Here is an 18,914-nt window from a genome sequence, read left to right on the forward strand (position 1 = left end):
CGCCGTATTCACCGCCAGAGCCACGCTGATGTCCCAGCGTGGCTTCGGCACGTTCTGAAACATCCGCTCGGCATTCGCCGATCAACAAGACTGACAGGAGAAAATCTGATGTTCATCGCCATGAATCGTTTCCAGGTGAAGCTCGGCTCGGAGGCTGCTTTCGAGACCGTCTGGCGCACCCGCGAATCCTATCTCGGCAGCATGGCCGGCTTCGTTGAATTCCACCTGCTGAAGGGGCCGGCGCTCGAGGACCACACGCTGTATTCTTCGCACACGGTCTGGGTCGACAAGGCGGCGTTCGAGGCCTGGACGCGGTCGGACGAATTCCGCCGCGCCCACGCGCGCGCCGACAACAAGACCGGCGAAAGCCTCTATCTCGGCCATCCCAAGTTCGAAGGGTTCGAGGTCATCATGACCGAGCGCAAGACGAACGCGGCCGCCTAGATCGCGGCGGATCAGGAAAGGGAGCCGGACATGCTGAGCACCGATCTCGCCGATCTCAAGGCGTACATGGCTGACAATCCCGGTGCGGTGATCGAGGACGTTGCGCGCGAGCGCAAGGTCACTCCGCGGGCGGTGATCGAGGCGCTGCCGTCGTCCATGGTGCGCGTTGGTGGCGGCGAGCATTTCGCCGCCGCCATGCAGGACATCGCCGCGTGGGGCGAGGTCACGCTCATCGTGCACACGGATGACGCGATCTTCGAGTTCACGGGCGCGGTCCCGGCGGGCGAGGTCGGCCGCGGCTATTTCAACCTGATGCAGCCGAAGGGATTGCACGGCCATCTCCGCCACGAGCGCTGCGCGGCCTTGGCCTTCGTCGAACGCCCCTTCATGGGCAAGACCTCGGCCTTCGTTGCGTTCGTCAATGCCGACGGCGGCATCATGTTCAAGGTCTTCGTCGGCCGCGACGAGACCCGGGCGCTGCGGGCGGACCAGCTCGTGCGATTCCGGCAGCTGGCGGACCGGGTCGCGGCGCAAGGCGTGGCATAATTTCCTTCTGTCTGTCGGGAGATCAGGATGCAGAGCAATTTTGGGCTTCGGCATGTGATCCTAACAATTGGGCTGGTGCTTGCGCCGGCCCCGGCCTTCGCGATCGACGAAGCGCTGTTGCCGCGCAATCTGTCGCCCTGGGGCATGTTCCTCGGTGCCGACATCATCGTGAAGACGGTGATGGTCGGGCTCGCCATCGCCTCGCTGGTGACGTGGACGGTGTGGCTCGCTAAGACCATCGAGCTGCGCCGCAAGAGCGCGCTCGCCGTGCAGCGGACGCGTGCGCTCGAGGGCAGGATGAAGCTGGCCGAGGCGGCGGAGCGGACCGGCGACGCGCATGATGCGGTCGCCCAGCTCATCCAGTCCTGCGCCAAGGAGGCGGAGCTCTCCGGCGGCATTGTCGATGACGGCCTCCAGGAGCGCGTCGCGCTGCGGTTGGAACGGGTCGAGGCCGCGATGTCCAGGCAGATCGCGCGCGGCACCGGCGTGCTCGCGACCATCGGCGCCACCGCGCCGTTCGTCGGCCTGTTCGGCACGGTCTGGGGCATCATGAATTCCTTCATCGGCATCTCCGAGAGCCACACCACGAGCCTTGCGGTGGTCGCGCCCGGCATCGCCGAGGCGCTGCTTGCGACTGCGCTCGGACTCGTCGCCGCGATCCCGGCCGTGGTGATCTACAATCAGCTTGTCCGCGGCATCGCAAATTACCGGGCGTTGCTCGGCGACGCTTCGGCGCAGCTCATGCTGCTGGTCAGCCGCCAGCGCGACCACAGAGAGTTCCGCCTGGCGCGGGCGGCGGAGTAGGCCATGGCCGCGAAGCTCGGCGCACGCGGGGGATCGCCGCTGAGGCGCGGCGACCCCGGCGATCTCGACGTCACCCATGAGATCAACGTCACGCCGTTCATCGACGTGATGCTGGTGCTGCTGATCATCTTCATGGTGGCGGCCCCGCTCGCCACCGTTGACATCGGCGTCGAGCTGCCGGCCACCGCCGCCGAGCCGGCGCCGCGGCCGGACAAGCCCACCTTCGTGACGGTGAAGCCGGATCTCACCGTCGCCGTCGGCGAGGAGACAATGGCACGCGAAGGCCTCGTCACGGCGCTCGATGCCGCCACCAAGGGCCGCAAGGACGAGCGCATCTATCTCCGCGCCGACAAGGCTGTCTCTTATGGCGACCTGATGGAGGTGATGAACACCTTGCGCAATGGCGGCTATCTCAAGGTCGCCCTGGTCGGCCTCGACGGACGCAGCTGATGTCGGCGAGCGCTTTTGCCCTGCATGAACCGCTCGGCGAGCGCGAAACGGCGCGTTGGGGCGTTTCGGCCGCGGTGATCGTGGCGTTGCATGTCATCGCTGCGGTGATCGCGATGAATTGGGTGCGGTCGCAACCGGAGCAGGGCGTCACCCTGCCTGCGGTCATGATCGATATGGCGCCGATCACGTCGGCGCCTCAGGCGACGCCGGATGACGTGGTGCCGGGGCCGGTGATGAAGGAGGCCGATGCCTCACCGCCGGAGCCGATGCAGCGGCAGGCGGTCGAGGAGACCATCGCGCCGACACCGCCGCAGGAGAAGCCCGACGTGGTGGCGCCGCCGGAGCAGAAGCTCGAGCCGACACCGGCCAAGCCGGAGCCCGCGAAAATCGTGCCGCAGGAAAAGCCGGCGCCCGAAAAGCCGAAAGTAGTTCGTCCGGAGGCAAAGAAGCCGTCGAACGCGACGCCCGCGCCTCGCAACAGCGCGCCGCCGCGCGCCGAGCGGGAGGCGCCTGCAGCGTCCGCCATGAGCGCGGGCGCGGTCGCATCGCTGGTTGCGACCTACAATCAGCGCGTCCGTGCGCACCTGATGCGCCTTCACTCCTATCCGTCCGGCGGCAACGGTCAGCGCGGGCTGGTCCGGGTGAGTTTCACGATCGGCCGTAACGGCCAGGTCACGTCCAGCCGCATCGCTTCGTCCGGCGTTGCCGCGTTCGATGCCAAGGCCACGTCGATGATCCACCAGGCCTCGCCGTTCCCGCCGATCCCGGCGGAGATCAAGAACAGCTCGATGAGCTTTACCGTTCCGGTGGACTTTATCGTGCGGTAGCCCGCTCTTTCTACCTCGCCCCGCGTGCGGGGAGAGGGTGGGGTGAGGGGCGGTCTCCGCGCACTCATCGAGAGTGTGGGAATGGAGTTCTATCCTCGTCATTGCGAGCGCAGCGAAGCAATCCAGACTGCCTCTGCGGAGAGACTCTGGATTGCTTCGCTGCGCTCGCAATGACGGAGGGTGAGGCGCCACTGTCGGTTCCTTCCCTCTCCCCGTAAGAACGGGGGAGAGGGAGAGGAGAGAGCGTCGGCTTACTTCGCCTTCAGGAAATCCGCGACCTCGAGCAGCATGAACTCGTCGTCGTCGGCCTTGTTGGGATCGCGGCTGGACGAGAACGGCAGATTGTTGTCGTTGCCGACGATGATGTGGGTCTCGTCGACGCGATCGACGTTCTCGATGGTGAAGAACGGGAAGGTGTAGACGCCGTCATTGAGCGGCTTGCGGGCCTTCTTGTCGGGGTCCTGGATCTTCATCAGGTCGATATAGCCGATCTTGCGCACGGGCTTGCCGACATTGGCGTCGGTCAGCTCGATCTTGTAGACGCGCTTGAACTTGGCGATGTCGGGGAAGCAGTTCTCGCCGCGGGTGCCTTGCGGGCAGGCCTTGTCGGCGGTGCCTTCGCCGTTGTCGCGCTCGATGATCAGGCCGCCGGTCGGGTCGATCATGTTGAAGTCGCCGATGGCGTTGCCGTTCTGCTCGAACACATACTGCCAGTAGCGGCCGGTGAATTTTTCGGCAGCGACGTCGAATTCGAGGATGCGGCAGGCTTCCTTGCCGTCGACCTTCTCCCAGTCCTTCTTGTCGGCGTCCCAGATCGGGCCCTCGAGTAGGCCGTAGAGGAACTTGCCGTCCTTCGAGGACGCAAAGCCCTCATAGCCCTTGGAGCGACGGAGGTTGACGTTGGTGTAGGTCGCGCCGGGTGCGCCGGGTGTCGCCACGGCCCAGTTGTCCGGCGAGCGCACCGGCTTGCCGTCGGTAACCGTCTCGAACACGCCGAGGATCTTGCCTGATTTGTCGGCCTTCAGGATATAGGGGCCGAACTCGTCGCCGATCCAGAAGGTGTCGCCGATGATCTGGAAACCCTCGGTGTCGAAATCGGAGCCGGTGAGATAGCGCTTCTGCGTATCCTCATGCACGATGCGGAACGGCACCTTCTTGTCGGGATCGTGCAGGAAGATGGTTTCCTGGCGCTCGATCTTGCCGCTCGCCCAATCCATCTTGTAGCGGTTCAGGTACAGCATCGAATCCGGCGAGTTGGCGCGCGCGCCCATGCCGTTGTCGGTGATGACCCAGTAGCTGCCGTCGGGCATGTGCTTGATGCCGGAATGGCCCTGCAGCGGCTGGCCCTTGAACGGCAGCGACACGCCGGTCGCACGCTCATAGGACTTGCCCATCACGGTGCCGAGCGCGTCGACGCGCTTGCCGGTGGTGTATTTGCCCGAGGTCTTGAGATCGGCAGGCGCGTCGGCCGGCGCGTCGATGAAGGTCGCGGCCGGCATCACCACGTGGCCGGCGAGCTTCGCCGGGAATTCGCCCTCGTTCTGTGCAAGCGCGGTGCTCGCGGTGAGAATGATCGTTGCGACGGTGCTGAGAAAAGTCGCGCGCATGTGCGTCTCCTGTTAGTGGACGACGCCTTATGCGGATCGCATGTTGCAGTTTTGTGAAACCGGGCGAAACGCCGCAGCAGCTATTGTTTCGGCGGTGTCGGAGAGGGCGCCGGAATCTCGAAGCTGACGGTCTTGCTATCGATCACGCGGTGCGTGGGATCGGCCAACTCGAACAGTACCTTGTGCGGGCCCGGAGGCAGTCCGACCACGATCACGGTCTCGCCACTGGCATCGACAAAATGCCAGGGCGCATCATCGACCGTGATGTGGATGTGACCGATGCGCGGCGACACGTCGAGCGCGCCCTTGCCGAACACCGGTACGATCCGGAGATTTTCCGTGGTGTACTGGATGAAGACGAGGCCCTGCGCCAGTTGTTCGGCCAGCGGTGGATCGACGATCAGGCGGGCGGGCGCCTGCTTGTCGATGGCAACCAGCGGAGAGGGCCCGCGCACGTCGCGGGCGCTTTGGGCGACGGCGGCTGCCGCAAACATTGTGGAGACCGCCAGAGCGGCCACGACGTCGAGGGCCGCGTTCATGTTCGTTCCTTCCAGGTTATCAGGCGATCTTGCGGCCGAGGAAGTCGCGGATCAGCGGAACCATCTCGTCGAATCTGTCCTCGAGCGCGAAATGACCGGTGTTGATCAGGTGAAACTCTACTTGCGGCAGGTCGCGCTTGTAGGGATGGGCGCCGTCGGCCGGGAAGATGAAATCGTTCTTGCCCCAGACGATCAGCGTCGGCGGCTTGTGCTTGCGGAAGTAGGCTTGCACCGCGGGATACAGCGGCAGATTGGTCCGGTAATCGTAGAACAGGTCCATCTGGATATCGCTGTTGCCGGGCCGGTCGAGCAGCGCCTGATCTTGTACCCAATTGTCGGGTGAAATCCGACTTACGTCCGACATGCCGTCGGTGTACTGGAATCTCGTCGTTTCCAGCGTGACCAGCTTCATCAATGCCTGTCGGCTGGTATCAGACCCGTCGGCCCAGTATTGCTTGATCGGATTCCAGAACTCCTTCAGCCCTTCGTCATAGGCGTTGCCGTTCTGCACGATCAGGCCGCTGACGCGCTCGGGATGCTTGAGCGCCAGCCGCCAGCCGACCGGGGCGCCGTAATCCATCACGTACATCGCATAGCGGGTGACACCAAGTTGGCCGAGCAGGCCGTCAACGAGTTCGCCGAAGCGATCGAAGGTGTATTTGAACGACGTGCGCGGCGGCATGTCGCTCTGGCCGTAGCCGGGATAGTCGGGAGCGATCACGTGATAGCGGTCCGCCAAAGCCGGGATCAGGTTGCGAAACATGTGCGAGGAGGTCGGAAAGCCGTGCAGCAGCAGCACCACCGGTGCATCCTTGGGCCCCGCTTCGCGGTAGAAGATCTTGATCCCGTCGACGGATTTGGTTCGATAGTAGACGACCGGATAAGAACCGGTGGCGCCGCGGCTGTCGCGCTGCGGTTTCGCCGATGCATCCGGTGAAGCGGTGGCAACGGCCATTCCGGATAGTCCGGCGACCAGGCGACGACGATCAATGTGGCTCTGTGGCGGCGGGACGTCTGCACTTTTCATGTCGATCTCCTGTCAAGAATCGATAGCTCGCAGACGTCCTTCGTCCGCCGCTTCAAACGCCTTCGTAGACCAGCCGGGTGAAGAAGCCGGGATCGATCACGAACTGCCCCCATATCGCATCGAAGGCCGCGGTCGGTTTGGCGGCCACGGCTTCGTCCCGCGTTCGTCCCTGGCTCTTGAGACGGGCGACGTTGTCTCGGATTGTGATCAGCATGTCGCGAAACGCCTGGAGTTCGGCTCTGTTGCCGACCGGCTTGCCGTGACCGGAGATCACGATCGTATCCTGTCCGGTCGCTGCGAGATTGGCTTCGGAAGCCGCGATCATCCCGTTGATGCTGCCGCCGGTCGAGTAGTCGATGAACGGATAGATGCCGTTCCAGAAGGTATCGCCGACATGAACGACGTTGGCTTCTGCAAAAGTGATGGAGATGTCGCTATCGGTATGCGCGGGCCCGTAATATTTCAGGTCGATCGAGCTTCCATTGAGCCTGAGCTTGTGGTTGCCGGCAAAGACTTCACTGGGGATTCCGCCCGCGCCGAGCGGAAGGAAATTGTAGTCCCAGTCCTCTACGCGCTGAACTTCGAGGAGGTACTTTCGCGTGTTCTCCTGCGCGATGATCCTGGCGCCAGCGGAATGGAGCCATTCGTTGCCATCGGCGTGATCGAAATGCCAGTGGGTGTTGACGAGATGGGTGACGGGATCGGCGCCGAGATCGGCCATCGCTTTGGTGAGCTGGGGACGCGAGACGCGGATGCCGGCATCGACTAAAACCTTGCCGTCGGGACCGGTCAGGACCGCGACATTTCCGCCGGAGCCTTCGAGCACGGCTATGTTGCCTCGGAGTTTGTGCGTGGTGATCGGCGATGTCGCCGCACTGTCCTTGATCAGGCTGACAAGGCCTCGCGCTTCAGCGTAGGCCTGCCGCGGCGAAAGCCAACCGTTAGTAGCGGCAATCGTCGCGCCGCTCAGGCAGCAGAGACAGAAATTGCGGCGCGACAGCAGGGCTCTGGTCTCTAACTCCATAGCGTCCTCGATTGACGGCCGGGCGACGGCATTCAAAACGCACGGCGGCTTTGCGCATATCCACCGCGTAGCCGATTGTCGCTGTAGGGAGCAGACGGTATGCTTGAGAAGCACCTTCTCAAGATATGGAAAGCGTATCCGATGGACCGGTTGGAGGCAATGTCGGTGATCGTCGCGGTCACTGAGACAGGAAGCTTTTCAGCCGCTTCGCGGCGCCTCAACACGCCGGTCGCGACAGTCAGCCGCACGGTCGCCGAGCTGGAGGCGCGGTTGAAGGCCCAACTATTTCAGCGATCCTCGCGCCAGATGAAGCTGACCGATGTCGGACGATCCTACATCGAAGCCTGCAAGCGCATTATCGGGCAGGTAGACGACGCGGAGCGCGAGGTCTCCGGCGAGTACAGGATTCCGAAAGGAGATCTCGCGGTCACGTCGCCCTGGGGGCTCGGACACATGCACCTGTTGCCGATCGCGCTCGAATTCATGGATGCCTTTCCAGACATCGCGCTACGGCTCGTCCTGACCGACCGCATTGTCAACACGGCCGAGGAGAATATCGACATTTCGGTCCGCATCGGCAACCTCCCGGACAGCAACCTGATCGCGACCCGAGTCGGCTCGGTCCGGTTCGTGCTCTGTGCGAGTCCCAGTTATGTTGCCAAGCACGGCCAACCGAAGGTGCCTGCCGATCTGGCTGCTCATGACTGTATCAGTATCGACAGCCTCGCGGCTCAGCGGAACTGGAAGTTCGTCATCGACGGCCGCGAAGTAGCGGTGCCGATCCGGTCGAGATTGACTTTGAGCGACTCCGAGGCTGCGGTCGAAGCCGCGATCGCGGGTGCCGGCATCACCCGCGTCATGTCGTACAAGATGGAAGCCGCACGGCGCGCCGGAAAGCTCGCTTTGATGCTGGAACCATTCGAACAGGCGCCATGGCCGGTGCATATCGTCTACGCGGAGCGCAAGCCCGAGCCACTCAAGCTCAGATCTTTTCTCGACTGGGCCACGCCGCGCCTTAAGGAGCGGCTCGCTTAGCTCGTGTTACTCCTTCACCGCGCCGGTCAACGAGGAGACGTAATAATCCACGAACAGCGAATAGAAGATCGCAACCGGCAGCGAGCCGAGCAGCGAGCCGGCCATCAGCGCGCCCCACTGGTAGACGTCGCCGGTGACGAGCTCGGTCAGGATCGCGACCGGCACGGTCTTGTTGGCGCCGCTCTGGATGAAGGCGAGCGCGTAGATGAACTCGTTCCAGGACAGCGTGAAGGAGAAGATGCCGGCCGAGATCAGCCCGGGCACCGCCAGCGGCAGCGTGATCCGCCGCAGGATCTGCAGGCGCGTGGCGCCGTCGACCAGCGCGCATTCCTCGAGCTCGTAGGGGATCGACTTGAAATAACCGATCAGGAGCCAGGTGCAGAACGGCACCAGGAAGGTCGGATAGACCAGGATCAGCGCCAGCGGTGAGTCGAACAGGCCGAACTGCACCACGACGGTGGCGAGCGGGATGAACAGGATCGAGGGCGGAACGAGATAGGCGAGATAGATGCCGAGGCCGACATAGGGGCTGCCGCGGAAGCGCAGCCGCTCGATGGCATAGGCGGCGAGCGTGCTCGCGATCAGCGACAGCGTGGTCGACCCGATCGCCACAATCATCGTTGTCCACAGCCAGCGCGGATAGGCGGTGTCGAACAGCAGGTGCTTGACGTGAGCCAGCGTCGGCGAGGTGATCCAGAACGGGTTGTGATCCTTGAAGTTCATCAGCTCGGCGTTCGGCTTGAACGACGTGATCGCCATCCAGTAGAACGGAAACAGCAGGATCAGCACGAAGCAGCCGAGCGGCAGGTAGATCATCATCAGCCGCCGCAGCCCGGAATCCCAGGCCATGGTATCGGGCGCCGCCTTCGCGTCGGCCACGGCAGGTTGGGCGACGGTATCAGTCATTGCTCTCTCCCTGCTGCCATTTGCGGCGCGCCAGGCCGAAATATGAGAACAGCGTCGCGAACACCAGGAACGGGATCATCGACACCGCGATCGCGGCACCTTCGCCGAGCTCGCCGCCGGCAATGCCGCGCTGGAAGGCCAGTGTCGCCAGCAGATGGGTCGAATTGACCGGCCCGCCGCGGGTGATGGCATAGACGAGCTGGAAGTCGGTGAAGGTGAAGATGATCGAGAAGGTCATGACGATGGCGAGGATCGGCATCATCATCGGGAAGGTGATGTAGCGGAAGCGCTGCCAGGCGCTGGCGCCGTCGAGCATCGCGGCCTCGTAGAGCGAAGGCGAGATGGTCTGCAGGCCCGCCAGCAGCGAGATCGCGACGAAGGGAATGCCGCGCCAGATATTGGCGGCGATCAGCGAGAAGCGCGCCGGCCAGGGCGCGCCGAGGAAGTCGATATTGGTGGTGCGCCAATGCAGCACGTCCACCAGCAGGTAGGAGATGATCGAGAATTGCGGATCGTAGATCCACCAGAACGCCAGCGCCGAGAGCACCGTCGGCACGATCCAGGGCAGCAGCACGATGGCGCGGAGCAGGCTCTTGAACGGAAAATGGTTGTTGAGCAGCAGCGCGAGCCAGAAGCCGAGCGCGAACTTTCCGAAGGTCGCGACCGCCGTATAGAACACGCTGTAGAACACCGCGCCCCACCAGAGGGGATCGGTGAGCAGATACTGGAAATTCTCAAGGCCCACGAAGACGCCACGTCGGCCGATCGTGGTGTCGGTGAAGGCGAGCCAGATGCCGAGACCGAGCGGATAGGTCAGAAACACCGCGAGGAGCCCGATCGCGGGCGCCAGGCACATCACGATCAGGAACGGCTTGTAGTCGAACAGCCGCACCAGCCAGGATTGCTGCCGGTGCGCCAGTACGGGGGAGGAGAGGGTGGTCACGGACATCGGGTCGTTGTCCTGTTCTAGGCTGTTACCACACCGCCATTGCGAGCGAAGCGACTTGTCCGCCGTAGCTTTGGCGAAGGCAGAAGCAATCCAGTCTGTCTCCGCAGTTGCAGTCCGGATTGCTTCGTCGCGTCGCTCCTCGCAATGACGGCCGCGTTGTCGTCGGCCGCTACCTCTGTCTGCGGAAGTACCGCTTGCAGCGCTGTTCCGCTTCCGCAGCCGCGGCTTCGGGCGTCGCCGCACCGGTCGCGACCGAGGCGAACATCTGCACCGTCACATAGTCCGCGCGAACAGCACCGGTGGCGGTCGAAATCGGACCCTTGAAGCCGGCGTAATACGTGCTGTTCATGGTGTCCCTGAAGATCGCGACCTTGGGATCGCCCTTCCACACCGCCGCATCGGCGTAGGCCGCAAGCGGTTGCGACCAGTAACCGCTGTTGGCGTTGAGCCACGGCTCGTACTGGTCCTTCTCCAGCATGAACTGCAGGAAGGCCTTCGCCGCGTTCGGATACTGGCTGTGCTTGAACACCATGGCGTTCAGCGTCAGTCCCGACATCGGCGAGATCGGTGCAAGGCCCTTCGGCAGCAGCTGATGTTCGGAATCCTCGGCGATCGCCGCGGTCGCCGGATCGTTCTTCAGCGAAAAATACAGCGAGACGCCGTTCGCCGTCAGCCCGATTTCCTGCGAGGAATAGGCGCGATTGTTGCTGACGTCGTTCCAGGACGGCGTACCGGCGATGAAGGTCGGGTAGAGCTCCTTCACGAAATTCAGCGCCGCGATGGTCTCCTTGCTGTTGATGGTGACATTGCCTTCCTCATCCAGCAGCGAGGCATTGTGCGACCACATCATCCAGTCCGCAAAGCCGTTGCCGTCGCCGACGGCATTGCCCAGCGCAAAGCCCGCGGGCTTGCCGGCTTTCTGCAGCTTCTTGCAGAGGTCGAGGAGTCCGGCATGGTCCTCCGGCGCCTTGTCGAACCCGACGGATTTGAGGATGGACTTGCGATAGATCAGGGGACCGGCGGTGGCCCCGAACGGGAGCCCGATCCAGGTATCGCTCTTGGCCTTTTTGCCGTAGGCCTTCGCAAGGTTCTGCCAGCCGCCATACTTCTTGCCGAGATAGTCGGCGACGTCGGTCAGCTCGATCAGCTTGTCGACATAGATGTGCGGCGCGTCGGAGAAGCCGATGATGATGTCGGGGCCGGCGCCGGAATTCGAGGTCACCGCGGTCTGCTGGTTGATGTCCTCCCAGCCGACGAAGTCGACCTTGACCTCGACCCCGGTCTCCTTGGTGAATTTTGCCGCATTGGCGCGGAACACGTCTTCGTCGGCCTGGACGAAGCGCACCGGCCGCAGCATGCGCAGGGTTGCGCCTTTTTCGATCGGCAATTTCGGTGCGGGGACGTCCGCGGCCTTGATCGCGGATTGAGCGTGCGCTGCAACACCGGTTGCCGCGAGCGCCGTAGCGGACAGGCCCAGAGCCAAGGCATCACGACGGGTGATGTCGTTCCTCATCAGTTCCTCCCTATGATGTCTCCCTTCCCGGCGTTGATCGCCGGTGAAGGGCCGTTCCGATTCCCGGCGCGTTTTGCGGCCGGCCGCCTAGCTGTTCGGTCCGCGATCCATGCTGACGGGCTGCCAGCGGCGGAGCGCGGTGTTCTGCAGCACCGACGGATTGACGCAGCTTACCGGCCACATGCCCTGAAGCACCAGTGACAATTCGTAGCCCACGCGGCGCTTGCGCGCCTCGTCGAACCGTGCCGAGGCCGAGGCGACATGGGCGGTCAGCGTCACGTTCTCCATGCTGAGGATGGGATTGTTGTGCGAGGGGGGCTCCTTCTCCAGCACGTCGAGGGCGGCGTGGGCAATCCAGCCCTCCTGGAGCGCCTTGATCAGGCTTTCCTCGTCGACGGTGGCGCCGCGGCCGGTATTGATGAAAACCGATCCCTTCTTCATCTGCCGGAAGTGCTTCTCGGTCAGCATGTGATGCACCTCGGGCCTTGCAGGGGCGTGCATCGAGACGAAGTCGGATTGCGACAGCACCTCGTTCAGCGTCGCCGGGATCACGCCATGGTCGTACATCAGCGTTTCCTGGATGAAGGGATCGTAGGCCATCATGCGCAGGCCGAACGGGGCGGCGCGCTTCGCAACTGCACGCGCGACGCGGCCGAACGAGATGAAGCCGAGCGTCTGGCCCATCAGCCGCGGGATCTTCAGCAGCGCTGGCCGGCCTTCGGCCCAGCGCCCGTCGCGTACCATCCTGTCCTGCTCGACCAGGCGGCGGAAGCCGGCGAGCAGCAGCATCATGGCGTGGTCGGCGACCTCCTCGATGAAGGTATCGGGAATGTTGGTAACGGGAATGCCGCGGGCGGTCGCGGCCTTCACGTCGACGCTGTCGACGCCGACCGAGCCGAGCGTGATCACCTTGCAGCTATCAAGTGCGTCGATGATCGACTTGGTGATGGGGATGCCCTTGGCGTAGATGGCATCGGCGTTTTTCGCGGCGGCGATGAACTCGGCCTCATTGGCGGGGGCTTCGACGATCTCGGCATCGATCGGATCGAGCGCCTCTCGCTCGAAGGAATAGTCGCTGCCTGCGACCGTGAAGCTCGCGCCCTTCGGCGTCACCACCCTGTATTTCGGCATTTCCTGCTCCCGATTTGGTCTGTCGGTTCTTGTTGTGACCCGCACCTTGTGGGCGGGCCTTTGCGTCTTTTACGCGAAATCGGAGCGGTCGCGTACAATCGTCGGTTGCCGCTGCGGCGATTTATTCGACTGTTTCGGCCTTCCGTCCGGGCTTCTACGGAGCCGCCCGTAACAGGTTGATAAGAGGTCACACACTAAAAGTTGAATCAAATTTATCGATTCCCTTGCGCGCCCGTATCCCATTATTGCCGGAGCTGTCCCGTGAAGTTGAGCAATCTGAAGATCGCCCCGAAGCTCGGTATCCTTGTCGGCGTCACCCTGTTGGGCCTTTGCGTCTCCGGTGTTCTCGCCGGCTATCTGATGAAGCGCGAGATGGTCAATGCGCGCATCGACCAGGCCAAATCGATCGTCGACCTCGGTCGCAACTACGCCGCGGCGCTGAAGAAACGCGTCGATGCCGGCGAGCTGACGAAGGATGCGGCGATGGCCGACCTTCGCCGCTACGGCAACGCGATGACCTACGACAACGGCTCGGGCTACCTGTTCGGCACGTCCTATGACGGCATCACCCAGCTCGCGCCCGATCCGAAGCAGATCGGTAGCAACCGCATGGATGTCGTGACCAACGGCCGCAAGCTCTCCGTCGAGCTGATGGACGGCGTCAAGGCCAACGGCTCGATCCTGCTCTATTATGATTACGTGAAGCCCGGCCAGGAGACGCCGATCAGCAAGATCGGTTACGCCGTCGCGGTGCCCGGTTTCGACATGTATCTCGGCACCGGCGCCTATCTCAGCGACATCGACGCCAAGATGGGCCCGGTCTACTGGCTGCTAGGTCTTGCCATGCTCGGCATCGTCATCGTCGCCGGCGGCGTTGCCTGGCTGATCAGCCGCGGCATCAGCCGTCCGCTGGAGCTGCTCGGCGCCCGCATGAAGGATCTCGCCGACGGCAAGCTCGAGGGTGAGATTCCCGGGGTTGGTCGCGGCGACGAGGTCGGCGCGATGGCTTCGACCGTCCAGATCTTCAAGGACAACGCGGTCCGCATCCGCGGCCTCGAGAAGACCGAGGCCGATGCCAAGGAGCGTGCCGCGGCGGAACGTCGCAGCGCGATGGAGGGCATCGCCAGCGATTTCGAGCGCAGCGTCAACGGCATCGTCCGCTCGGTCTCCTCGGCCGCCGCCGGCATGCAGAGCACCGCGCAGTCGATGACCGCGACGGCCAGCGACGCCTCGTCGCGTGCGGCGACGGTCGGCGCCGCCTCGCAAAAAGCCTCCGGCAATGTCGGCACGGTTGCCGCGGCCGCCGAAGAATTGTCGAGCTCGGTTGCGGAGATCTCCCGCCAGGTCACGCGTTCGACCGAAGTCGCGAGCCGGGCCGTCAGCGATGCCGAGCGCACCAACGCCACCGTACAGGTGCTCTCGACCGGCGCCGAGAAGATCGGCGAGGTCGTCAAGCTGATCCACTCGATCGCGGCGCAGACCAACCTGCTCGCGCTCAACGCCACCATCGAAGCGGCGCGCGCCGGCGAGTCCGGCCGGGGCTTCGCGGTCGTGGCCTCCGAGGTCAAGGCGCTGGCGAACCAGACCGCGAAGGCGACCGAGGAAATCTCCGCCCAGGTCGCGGCGATGCAGACCTCGACCAGCGACGCGGTCACGGCGATCTCCGGCATCACCCAGACCATCGCCGAAATGAGCGAGATCACCGCCGGCATTTCTGCCTCGATCGAGCAGCAGGGCGAAGCGACCCGCGAGATCGCCCGCAACATCCAGTCGGTCGCGGCCGGCTCGAACGAGATCAACGCCAATATCGGCAGCGTCACCTCGGCCGCGGAAGCGACCGGCACTGCCGCGACCGACGTACTCACCAACGCCCGCGAGCTGGACAGCCAGTCCGGCGCGCTGCGCAGCGCGGTCGACGGCTTCCTCGCCAAGGTCCGTGCGGCGTAAGGCCGAACGCACGGAATTCGTAGGGTGGGCAAAGGCGCGCAAGCGCCGTGCCCACCTTTTTTCATTTTCAACTTTTCGGCTGTCATGCCCCGCGAAGGCGGGGCATCCAGTACGCCGCGGCCCATCGGGTCAATCACCAACGTCTCGGAATACTGGATCGCCCGCCCCAGTGCGCAATTGCGCACAAGGCGGGCGATGACACCTTCCTAGACCCCCTACTGCTTCTCGATCTTCGCGTTCGTGATCAGCTTCTCCCACAGCACCAGCTGCTCGTTCACGAACGTGCCGAGCTGCTCCGGCGTGCCGGAGAAGGCGTCCATGCCGAGCGTGGCGAGCTGGGCCTTGATCTCCGGCTTCTCGACGATCTTCCTGATCTCGGCGTTAAGTCTGGTCACGATCTCCTTGGGCATGCCGGCGGGGCCGAAATAGCCCTGCCACGACGAGATGTCGAAATCCGGCACGCCGGCCTCCTGCATCGAGGGCAGGTTCGGCACCAGCGGCGAGCGGTCCTTGGTGGTGACGGCGAGCGCGCGCAGCGCGTTGCCGTTGACGTGCGGCAGGCCGGTCAGGATGTCGACGAACATCATCGAGACGCGGCCGCCCATGACGTCGTTGAGCGCCGGCGGCGAGCTCTTGTAGGGCACGTGCAGGAGGTCGAGCCCGGCATTGTGCGCAAAGGTCGCACCCGACACGATCGCCGAGGACGAGCCCGACGCGTAGCTCAGCTTGCCCGGATTGGCCTTGCCGTAGGCGACGAGCTCGCCGACGGTCTTGGCCGGCACCTCCGGGTGAATCACCAGCATGAAGGGCAGGTCGCCGGTCCGCGCGATCGGGGTGAAATCCTTGACGGGATCGTAGGTCAGGCTCTTGAGCAGGTAGGGATTGGCCGAATGCGTGGTGTTGGTCGTCACCAGCAGCGTGTAGCCGTCGGGGGCGGCGCGCGCCACATAGGTCGCGGCGATCATGCCGTTGGCGCCCGCCTTGTTCTCGATCACGATGCCGACGCCGAGTGCCTGCGACAAATGCTGCGAGATCAGCCGCGTCGTGGTGTCGGTGCCGCTGCCGGCCGCGAACGGCAGCACCAGCGTGATGTTGCGGCTCGGATAATTGTCGGCCTGCGCGGCGGATGCGGCGGCGAGACAAAGTGCGGCTGCGCCGGCTGTGCGCAGAGCGCGGATCAGTGATGACAGCATGTCTGGACGTTCCCTCTTTTTCGTTGGCGGGGAACCTAGCTTCTCTTCGCAAAAATCGGAAGACGGGAGTTTGCTGCCCACCTCGCGGAATTATTTCACCGCAGAACCCTGGCGAGAGGCGAACACGACGCCGGCGAGCACGAGCGTATAGCCGATCAAATGAAACGGCTGGAGTTTTTCGCCGAGCAGGACGATCGCCATCGCCGAGCCGAACACCGGGACCAGATGGAAGAACGGCGCGGCGCGGTTGGGGCCGATCAGCGCCACGCCGCGGTTGAAGAAGAGATAGGCCAGCGTCGAGGGAAAGATCAGGATGTAACCCAGCGTCGCCAGCGTCACCCCGTCGAGTTGCAGGACACGGCCGCTTAGGGCTTCCCAGATCGCGGCGGGCAGCAACATCGTCGCGCCGCAAAAGGTGGTGAAGGAGAGAAACGAGAGCTGGTGGATCTTCGGCCGTCGCGGGATGAAGGCGGAGTAGAGCCCGAACGCCACGAGCGAAGAGGCGAACATGATGTCGCCCCTGTTGAAGCTGATGCTCGCGAGCGCGGCGAGATCGCCGCGCAGGATGATGATCAACACGCCGAGAAGCGAGATCGCGATGCCGGCGAGCTGCGCGCCCGTCAGCCGCACGCCGAACAGCACCAGCGACCACAGCGCCACGAACAGCGGTCCGGCCGACTGGATCAGCAGCGCGTTCAGCGCCTCCGTGTATTGCATCGCCCAGTACGAGATCGCGTTGTTGAAGGCAAAGCCGACCAGCGACAGGAACAGCATCAGCGGCAGGCTCTTGCGCAAATTCGGCCAGTCGCGCTTCAGATGCGGCCATGAGAACGGCAGCAGGATCAGGAACACGCCGAACCAGCGGATGGTGGTCACCGTCAGCGGCGGCACATGCGCGCCGACATGGCGCGCGAGCACGATGTTGCCGGCCCAGAACAGCGAGCTCAGGCTGAGCAGCAGGTAAGGCTGGTTGTTGAGCCAACTGGCCGGATTCGAGGCCTTTGGCGCGGGCGAAACAATCGTCATTGGCGTTGGATGCGACCTTGCGCCGGATTCTTGTTGTGACACAAGTCTCGCGGCCGCAAGGCTACAATGCAGGCATGGCTTGAGGAGGTGTCATTGGCGGTTAATATGTTGAACATCGAGGGCCTGGAGCGGCTCGATGCAAATGCACCGGTGGTGATGCTGAACCTGATGCGTTTTCACGCGCACTCGCGCGATGGCGACGGTTCGGGCTGGGACGCATATCTTCGTTACAGCGCGATCACGGTGCCCATGATCAGGGCACGCGGCGGCACGCTGCTGTGGACCGGCGAAGCCAAGGCGGTCGCGCTCGGCCCGCAAGATGGCGACGACTGGGATTTCGTTGCGCTGGTCTATTACCCAACGGTTGCGGCTTTCATCGACATGATGACGTCGGAGGCTTACGAGACGCAGGCCGACCCGCATCGCGTCAACGGCTGCGCCGAGCACGTGATCATCGCGACGAACGAAGCGTACAGCAAGTTCAGGACGAAGTAGCGCTGTCGCGCGGCACGCTCTTCTCCTCTCCCCTTGTGGGAGAGGGTGGCTCGCCGCGTAGCGGCGAGACGGGTGAGGGGTCTCTCTCCGCGAGTCCGCCTCTCGATTTGAGTCTGCGGAAGCAACCCCTCATCCGGCGCTTCGCGCCACCTTCTCCCACAAGGGGAGAAGGAAGAAGCTACGTCGCCTGCTTCCTTGACGCCACGAATACGCCGGCCAGCACCAGCGCAAAGCCGATGAAATGGAACGCCTGCGGGTGTTCGCCGAGGAACGCCATCGCCATGATCGAGCCGAACACCGGCACGACGTGAAAGAACGGCGCGGCGCGGTTGGCGCCGATCAGGCGCACGCCGCGATTGAAGCAGAGATAGGCGAGCGTCGAGGGGAACACCGCGACATAGAACAGCGTCAGCAGGTTCGGCCCGTCGAGCTTCATCACCGGACGCGCTGACAGCTCCCAGATCTCCAACGGAATCAGGCAGGCGGCGCCGGCGCCGAAGGTGAAGGCGAGGAATGACAGGCCGTGCATCGGCGGCCGCTTCAGGGTCAGCACCGAATACAGCGCGAAGATGATCAGCGCGACAATGAAGATGAGGTCGCCCTTGTTGAACGCGATGTTCGACAACGTGGTGAAATCGCCATGCAGCAGGATCGTCAGCACGCCGCACATCGAGAGAGCCACGCCGAACGCCTGTGCCGCGGTGAGGCGGACGCCGAGGATCGCCAGCGACCACAGCGCCACGACCAGCGGCGCGGCCGACTGCAGCAGCAGCGTGTTGAGCGCCTGGGTATGTTCCAGCGCCCAATATTGCAGCGTGTTGAAGGCGCCGATGCCGGTGATCGACAGCACGATCATCAGGCCGAGCCTGCTGCGGATCGCGGGCCAGTCCTGGGCGAGATGTTTCCAGGCGAACGGCAGCACCAGCAGGAAGGCGAAGGTCCAGCGCAGGAACGACAGCGTCACCGGCGGGATGTGGCCGGCGGCCAGCCGCCCGACAATGGCGTTGCCGGCCCAGCACATCGCGGTGATGCTGAGCAGGAGATATGGCTGGTTGGCGATCCAGCCGTGACTGGATGATTCGGTGCTCGTGGTCTGGCCGGTGGCGGACATTGTGGTTGTTATGGCCCCCGCGTGGAGTACGCCGAGGCACCGGCCCGGCAAGCTCGGGCCGGCTGATAGCCCGGCATGCCCAAAGACACGGAAATCGAAGTGGCATCAACGGGGGGCGGACGCATCGCGACCATGCAGCGGCGGATCAGCCTCGCGCTTTGGCCGAAGCTTACGAAATGGCCATGGAAGGCTTCTGGATTTTACGGGGATATCAAAGGGTTAAAGTGCGTCTTGAGCCCCGAAAAAGCCCCGTTCTTGCTTGCCTAGAGAGGCTGCTTCCTTTATCCGGTTGGCTGCCTCGCGTGCGAACGGCTCCGGCCGTCAGCTGGGCTGGCGCATC

At 63.8% G+C, this 18,914-nt stretch carries 19 protein-coding genes; 8 read left to right on the forward strand and 11 right to left on the reverse strand.

Annotated features, from left to right (window positions below; translation table 11 throughout):
• Positions 1-108 precede the first annotated feature (108 nt).
• Genes AB7Z56_RS06890 through AB7Z56_RS06910 form a run of 5 tightly spaced genes read left to right on the forward strand, consistent with a single transcriptional unit; the run spans position 109 to position 3,071 of the window.
• Entirely contained in the window at positions 109-444 is a 336-nt protein-coding gene (locus AB7Z56_RS06890; RefSeq protein ID WP_063981154.1) for an antibiotic biosynthesis monooxygenase family protein, read from the forward strand.
• Positions 445-474: 30 nt separating this feature from the next.
• The gene (hutX, locus tag AB7Z56_RS06895; protein ID WP_063981155.1) at positions 475-990 is read left to right on the forward strand and encodes a heme utilization cystosolic carrier protein HutX; all 516 of its coding nucleotides are present in this window, start codon (positions 475-477) and stop codon (positions 988-990) included.
• Between the two features lie 27 nt (positions 991-1,017).
• Positions 1,018-1,794, forward strand: a complete 777-nt coding sequence (exbB, locus tag AB7Z56_RS06900) for a tonB-system energizer ExbB (protein ID WP_063981156.1) — start codon at positions 1,018-1,020, stop codon at positions 1,792-1,794.
• A gap of 3 nt (positions 1,795-1,797) precedes the next feature.
• Positions 1,798-2,244: a TonB system transport protein ExbD gene (exbD, locus tag AB7Z56_RS06905; RefSeq protein WP_063981157.1), complete on the forward strand. Its 447-nt coding sequence runs from the start codon at positions 1,798-1,800 to the stop codon at positions 2,242-2,244.
• On the forward strand, positions 2,244-3,071 hold the full coding sequence (locus tag AB7Z56_RS06910) for a TonB family protein (RefSeq protein WP_063981158.1): 828 nt from the start codon (positions 2,244-2,246) through the stop codon (positions 3,069-3,071). The genes exbD and AB7Z56_RS06910 overlap by 1 nt, the downstream gene beginning before the upstream one ends.
• Positions 3,072-3,322: 251 nt before the next feature.
• Here the strand turns inward: AB7Z56_RS06910 and AB7Z56_RS06915 are convergent, their stop codons facing one another.
• From AB7Z56_RS06915 to AB7Z56_RS06930, 4 genes are all read right to left on the reverse strand, one after another.
• Positions 3,323-4,678, reverse strand: a complete 1,356-nt coding sequence (locus AB7Z56_RS06915; RefSeq protein WP_283017552.1) for an esterase-like activity of phytase family protein — start codon at positions 4,676-4,678, stop codon at positions 3,323-3,325.
• Positions 4,679-4,758: 80 nt separating this feature from the next.
• Positions 4,759-5,217 carry a DUF6130 family protein gene (locus AB7Z56_RS06920; RefSeq protein WP_063981160.1) on the reverse strand — a complete coding sequence of 153 codons (459 nt, stop codon included), beginning with the start codon at positions 5,215-5,217 and terminating at the stop codon, positions 4,759-4,761.
• A gap of 19 nt (positions 5,218-5,236) precedes the next feature.
• Entirely contained in the window at positions 5,237-6,244 is a 1,008-nt protein-coding gene (locus tag AB7Z56_RS06925; protein WP_283017551.1) for an alpha/beta fold hydrolase, read from the reverse strand.
• Positions 6,245-6,296: 52 nt separating this feature from the next.
• A complete protein-coding gene (locus AB7Z56_RS06930) occupies positions 6,297-7,268 on the reverse strand; it encodes an MBL fold metallo-hydrolase (RefSeq protein WP_063981162.1) in 972 nt (323 codons plus the stop codon).
• Between the two features lie 141 nt (positions 7,269-7,409).
• Between AB7Z56_RS06930 and AB7Z56_RS06935 the strand changes: the two genes are divergently transcribed.
• A complete protein-coding gene (locus AB7Z56_RS06935; protein WP_063986097.1) occupies positions 7,410-8,303 on the forward strand; it encodes a LysR family transcriptional regulator in 894 nt (297 codons plus the stop codon).
• 6 nt (positions 8,304-8,309) lie between these two features.
• On the opposite strand, the gene AB7Z56_RS06940 is transcribed toward AB7Z56_RS06935, so the two are convergent.
• The 4 genes from AB7Z56_RS06940 to AB7Z56_RS06955 all read right to left on the reverse strand — a co-directional run bounded on the left by AB7Z56_RS06940 (position 8,310) and on the right by AB7Z56_RS06955 (position 12,802).
• Positions 8,310-9,209 (reverse strand): carbohydrate ABC transporter permease, encoded by a 900-nt coding sequence (locus AB7Z56_RS06940; protein ID WP_063981163.1) that lies wholly within the window; start codon positions 9,207-9,209, stop codon positions 8,310-8,312.
• Positions 9,202-10,158 carry a carbohydrate ABC transporter permease gene (locus AB7Z56_RS06945; RefSeq protein WP_063981164.1) on the reverse strand — a complete coding sequence of 319 codons (957 nt, stop codon included), beginning with the start codon at positions 10,156-10,158 and terminating at the stop codon, positions 9,202-9,204. Before AB7Z56_RS06945 ends, AB7Z56_RS06940 begins: the two co-directional genes overlap by 8 nt.
• 169 nt (positions 10,159-10,327) lie before the next feature.
• Positions 10,328-11,671, reverse strand: coding sequence for an ABC transporter substrate-binding protein (locus AB7Z56_RS06950; protein ID WP_063981165.1), 1,344 nt, complete (start codon positions 11,669-11,671; stop codon positions 10,328-10,330).
• Positions 11,672-11,758: 87 nt separating this feature from the next.
• On the reverse strand, positions 11,759-12,802 hold the full coding sequence (locus AB7Z56_RS06955) for a C-terminal binding protein (RefSeq protein WP_028151051.1): 1,044 nt from the start codon (positions 12,800-12,802) through the stop codon (positions 11,759-11,761).
• Positions 12,803-13,063: 261 nt separating this feature from the next.
• On the opposite strand from AB7Z56_RS06955, the gene AB7Z56_RS06960 reads away from it, so the two are divergent.
• Positions 13,064-14,749, forward strand: a complete 1,686-nt coding sequence (locus AB7Z56_RS06960) for a methyl-accepting chemotaxis protein (protein ID WP_063981166.1) — start codon at positions 13,064-13,066, stop codon at positions 14,747-14,749.
• Positions 14,750-14,964: 215 nt separating this feature from the next.
• Here the strand turns inward: AB7Z56_RS06960 and AB7Z56_RS06965 are convergent, their stop codons facing one another.
• Both AB7Z56_RS06965 and AB7Z56_RS06970 read right to left on the reverse strand, forming a co-directional pair.
• On the reverse strand, positions 14,965-15,942 hold the full coding sequence (locus tag AB7Z56_RS06965) for a Bug family tripartite tricarboxylate transporter substrate binding protein (RefSeq protein ID WP_063981167.1): 978 nt from the start codon (positions 15,940-15,942) through the stop codon (positions 14,965-14,967).
• A gap of 90 nt (positions 15,943-16,032) precedes the next feature.
• Entirely contained in the window at positions 16,033-16,968 is a 936-nt protein-coding gene (locus tag AB7Z56_RS06970) for a DMT family transporter (protein WP_063981168.1), read from the reverse strand.
• A 105-nt stretch (positions 16,969-17,073) separates the two neighbouring features.
• On the opposite strand from AB7Z56_RS06970, the gene AB7Z56_RS06975 reads away from it, so the two are divergent.
• Positions 17,074-17,463: a DUF1330 domain-containing protein gene (locus tag AB7Z56_RS06975; protein WP_187388043.1), complete on the forward strand. Its 390-nt coding sequence runs from the start codon at positions 17,074-17,076 to the stop codon at positions 17,461-17,463.
• Positions 17,464-17,641: 178 nt separating this feature from the next.
• Here the strand turns inward: AB7Z56_RS06975 and AB7Z56_RS06980 are convergent, their stop codons facing one another.
• Positions 17,642-18,574: a DMT family transporter gene (locus AB7Z56_RS06980; protein WP_063981169.1), complete on the reverse strand. Its 933-nt coding sequence runs from the start codon at positions 18,572-18,574 to the stop codon at positions 17,642-17,644.
• Between the last annotated feature and the right edge of the window lie 340 nt (positions 18,575-18,914).

The organism is Bradyrhizobium sp. 482_C4_N1_8, assembly GCF_052075965.1.
Lineage (GTDB): Bacteria > Pseudomonadota > Alphaproteobacteria > Rhizobiales > Xanthobacteraceae > Bradyrhizobium > Bradyrhizobium barranii.

Excerpts from the sequence above, each read along its gene's own strand:
- exbD (WP_063981157.1), top strand. The coding sequence starts at position 1,798 with ATGGCCGCGAAGCTCGGCGCACGCGGGGGATCGCCGCTGAGGCGCGGC.
- AB7Z56_RS06890 (WP_063981154.1), top strand. The coding sequence starts at position 109 with ATGTTCATCGCCATGAATCGTTTCCAGGTGAAGCTCGGCTCGGAGGCT.
- AB7Z56_RS06965 (WP_063981167.1), bottom strand. The coding sequence starts at position 15,942 with ATGCTGTCATCACTGATCCGCGCTCTGCGCACAGCCGGCGCAGCCGCA.
- AB7Z56_RS06970 (WP_063981168.1), bottom strand. The coding sequence starts at position 16,968 with ATGACGATTGTTTCGCCCGCGCCAAAGGCCTCGAATCCGGCCAGTTGG.
- AB7Z56_RS06915 (WP_283017552.1), bottom strand. The coding sequence starts at position 4,678 with ATGCGCGCGACTTTTCTCAGCACCGTCGCAACGATCATTCTCACCGCG.
- AB7Z56_RS06980 (WP_063981169.1), bottom strand. The coding sequence starts at position 18,574 with ATGTCCGCCACCGGCCAGACCACGAGCACCGAATCATCCAGTCACGGC.
- AB7Z56_RS06945 (WP_063981164.1), bottom strand. The coding sequence starts at position 10,158 with ATGTCCGTGACCACCCTCTCCTCCCCCGTACTGGCGCACCGGCAGCAA.
- AB7Z56_RS06940 (WP_063981163.1), bottom strand. The coding sequence starts at position 9,209 with ATGACTGATACCGTCGCCCAACCTGCCGTGGCCGACGCGAAGGCGGCG.
- exbB (WP_063981156.1), top strand. The coding sequence starts at position 1,018 with ATGCAGAGCAATTTTGGGCTTCGGCATGTGATCCTAACAATTGGGCTG.
- AB7Z56_RS06975 (WP_187388043.1), top strand. The coding sequence starts at position 17,074 with ATGTTGAACATCGAGGGCCTGGAGCGGCTCGATGCAAATGCACCGGTG.
- AB7Z56_RS06935 (WP_063986097.1), top strand. The coding sequence starts at position 7,410 with ATGGACCGGTTGGAGGCAATGTCGGTGATCGTCGCGGTCACTGAGACA.
- hutX (WP_063981155.1), top strand. The coding sequence starts at position 475 with ATGCTGAGCACCGATCTCGCCGATCTCAAGGCGTACATGGCTGACAAT.
- AB7Z56_RS06955 (WP_028151051.1), bottom strand. The coding sequence starts at position 12,802 with ATGCCGAAATACAGGGTGGTGACGCCGAAGGGCGCGAGCTTCACGGTC.
- AB7Z56_RS06930 (WP_063981162.1), bottom strand. The coding sequence starts at position 7,268 with ATGGAGTTAGAGACCAGAGCCCTGCTGTCGCGCCGCAATTTCTGTCTC.
- AB7Z56_RS06910 (WP_063981158.1), top strand. The coding sequence starts at position 2,244 with ATGTCGGCGAGCGCTTTTGCCCTGCATGAACCGCTCGGCGAGCGCGAA.
- AB7Z56_RS06920 (WP_063981160.1), bottom strand. The coding sequence starts at position 5,217 with ATGAACGCGGCCCTCGACGTCGTGGCCGCTCTGGCGGTCTCCACAATG.
- AB7Z56_RS06925 (WP_283017551.1), bottom strand. The coding sequence starts at position 6,244 with ATGAAAAGTGCAGACGTCCCGCCGCCACAGAGCCACATTGATCGTCGT.
- AB7Z56_RS06950 (WP_063981165.1), bottom strand. The coding sequence starts at position 11,671 with ATGAGGAACGACATCACCCGTCGTGATGCCTTGGCTCTGGGCCTGTCC.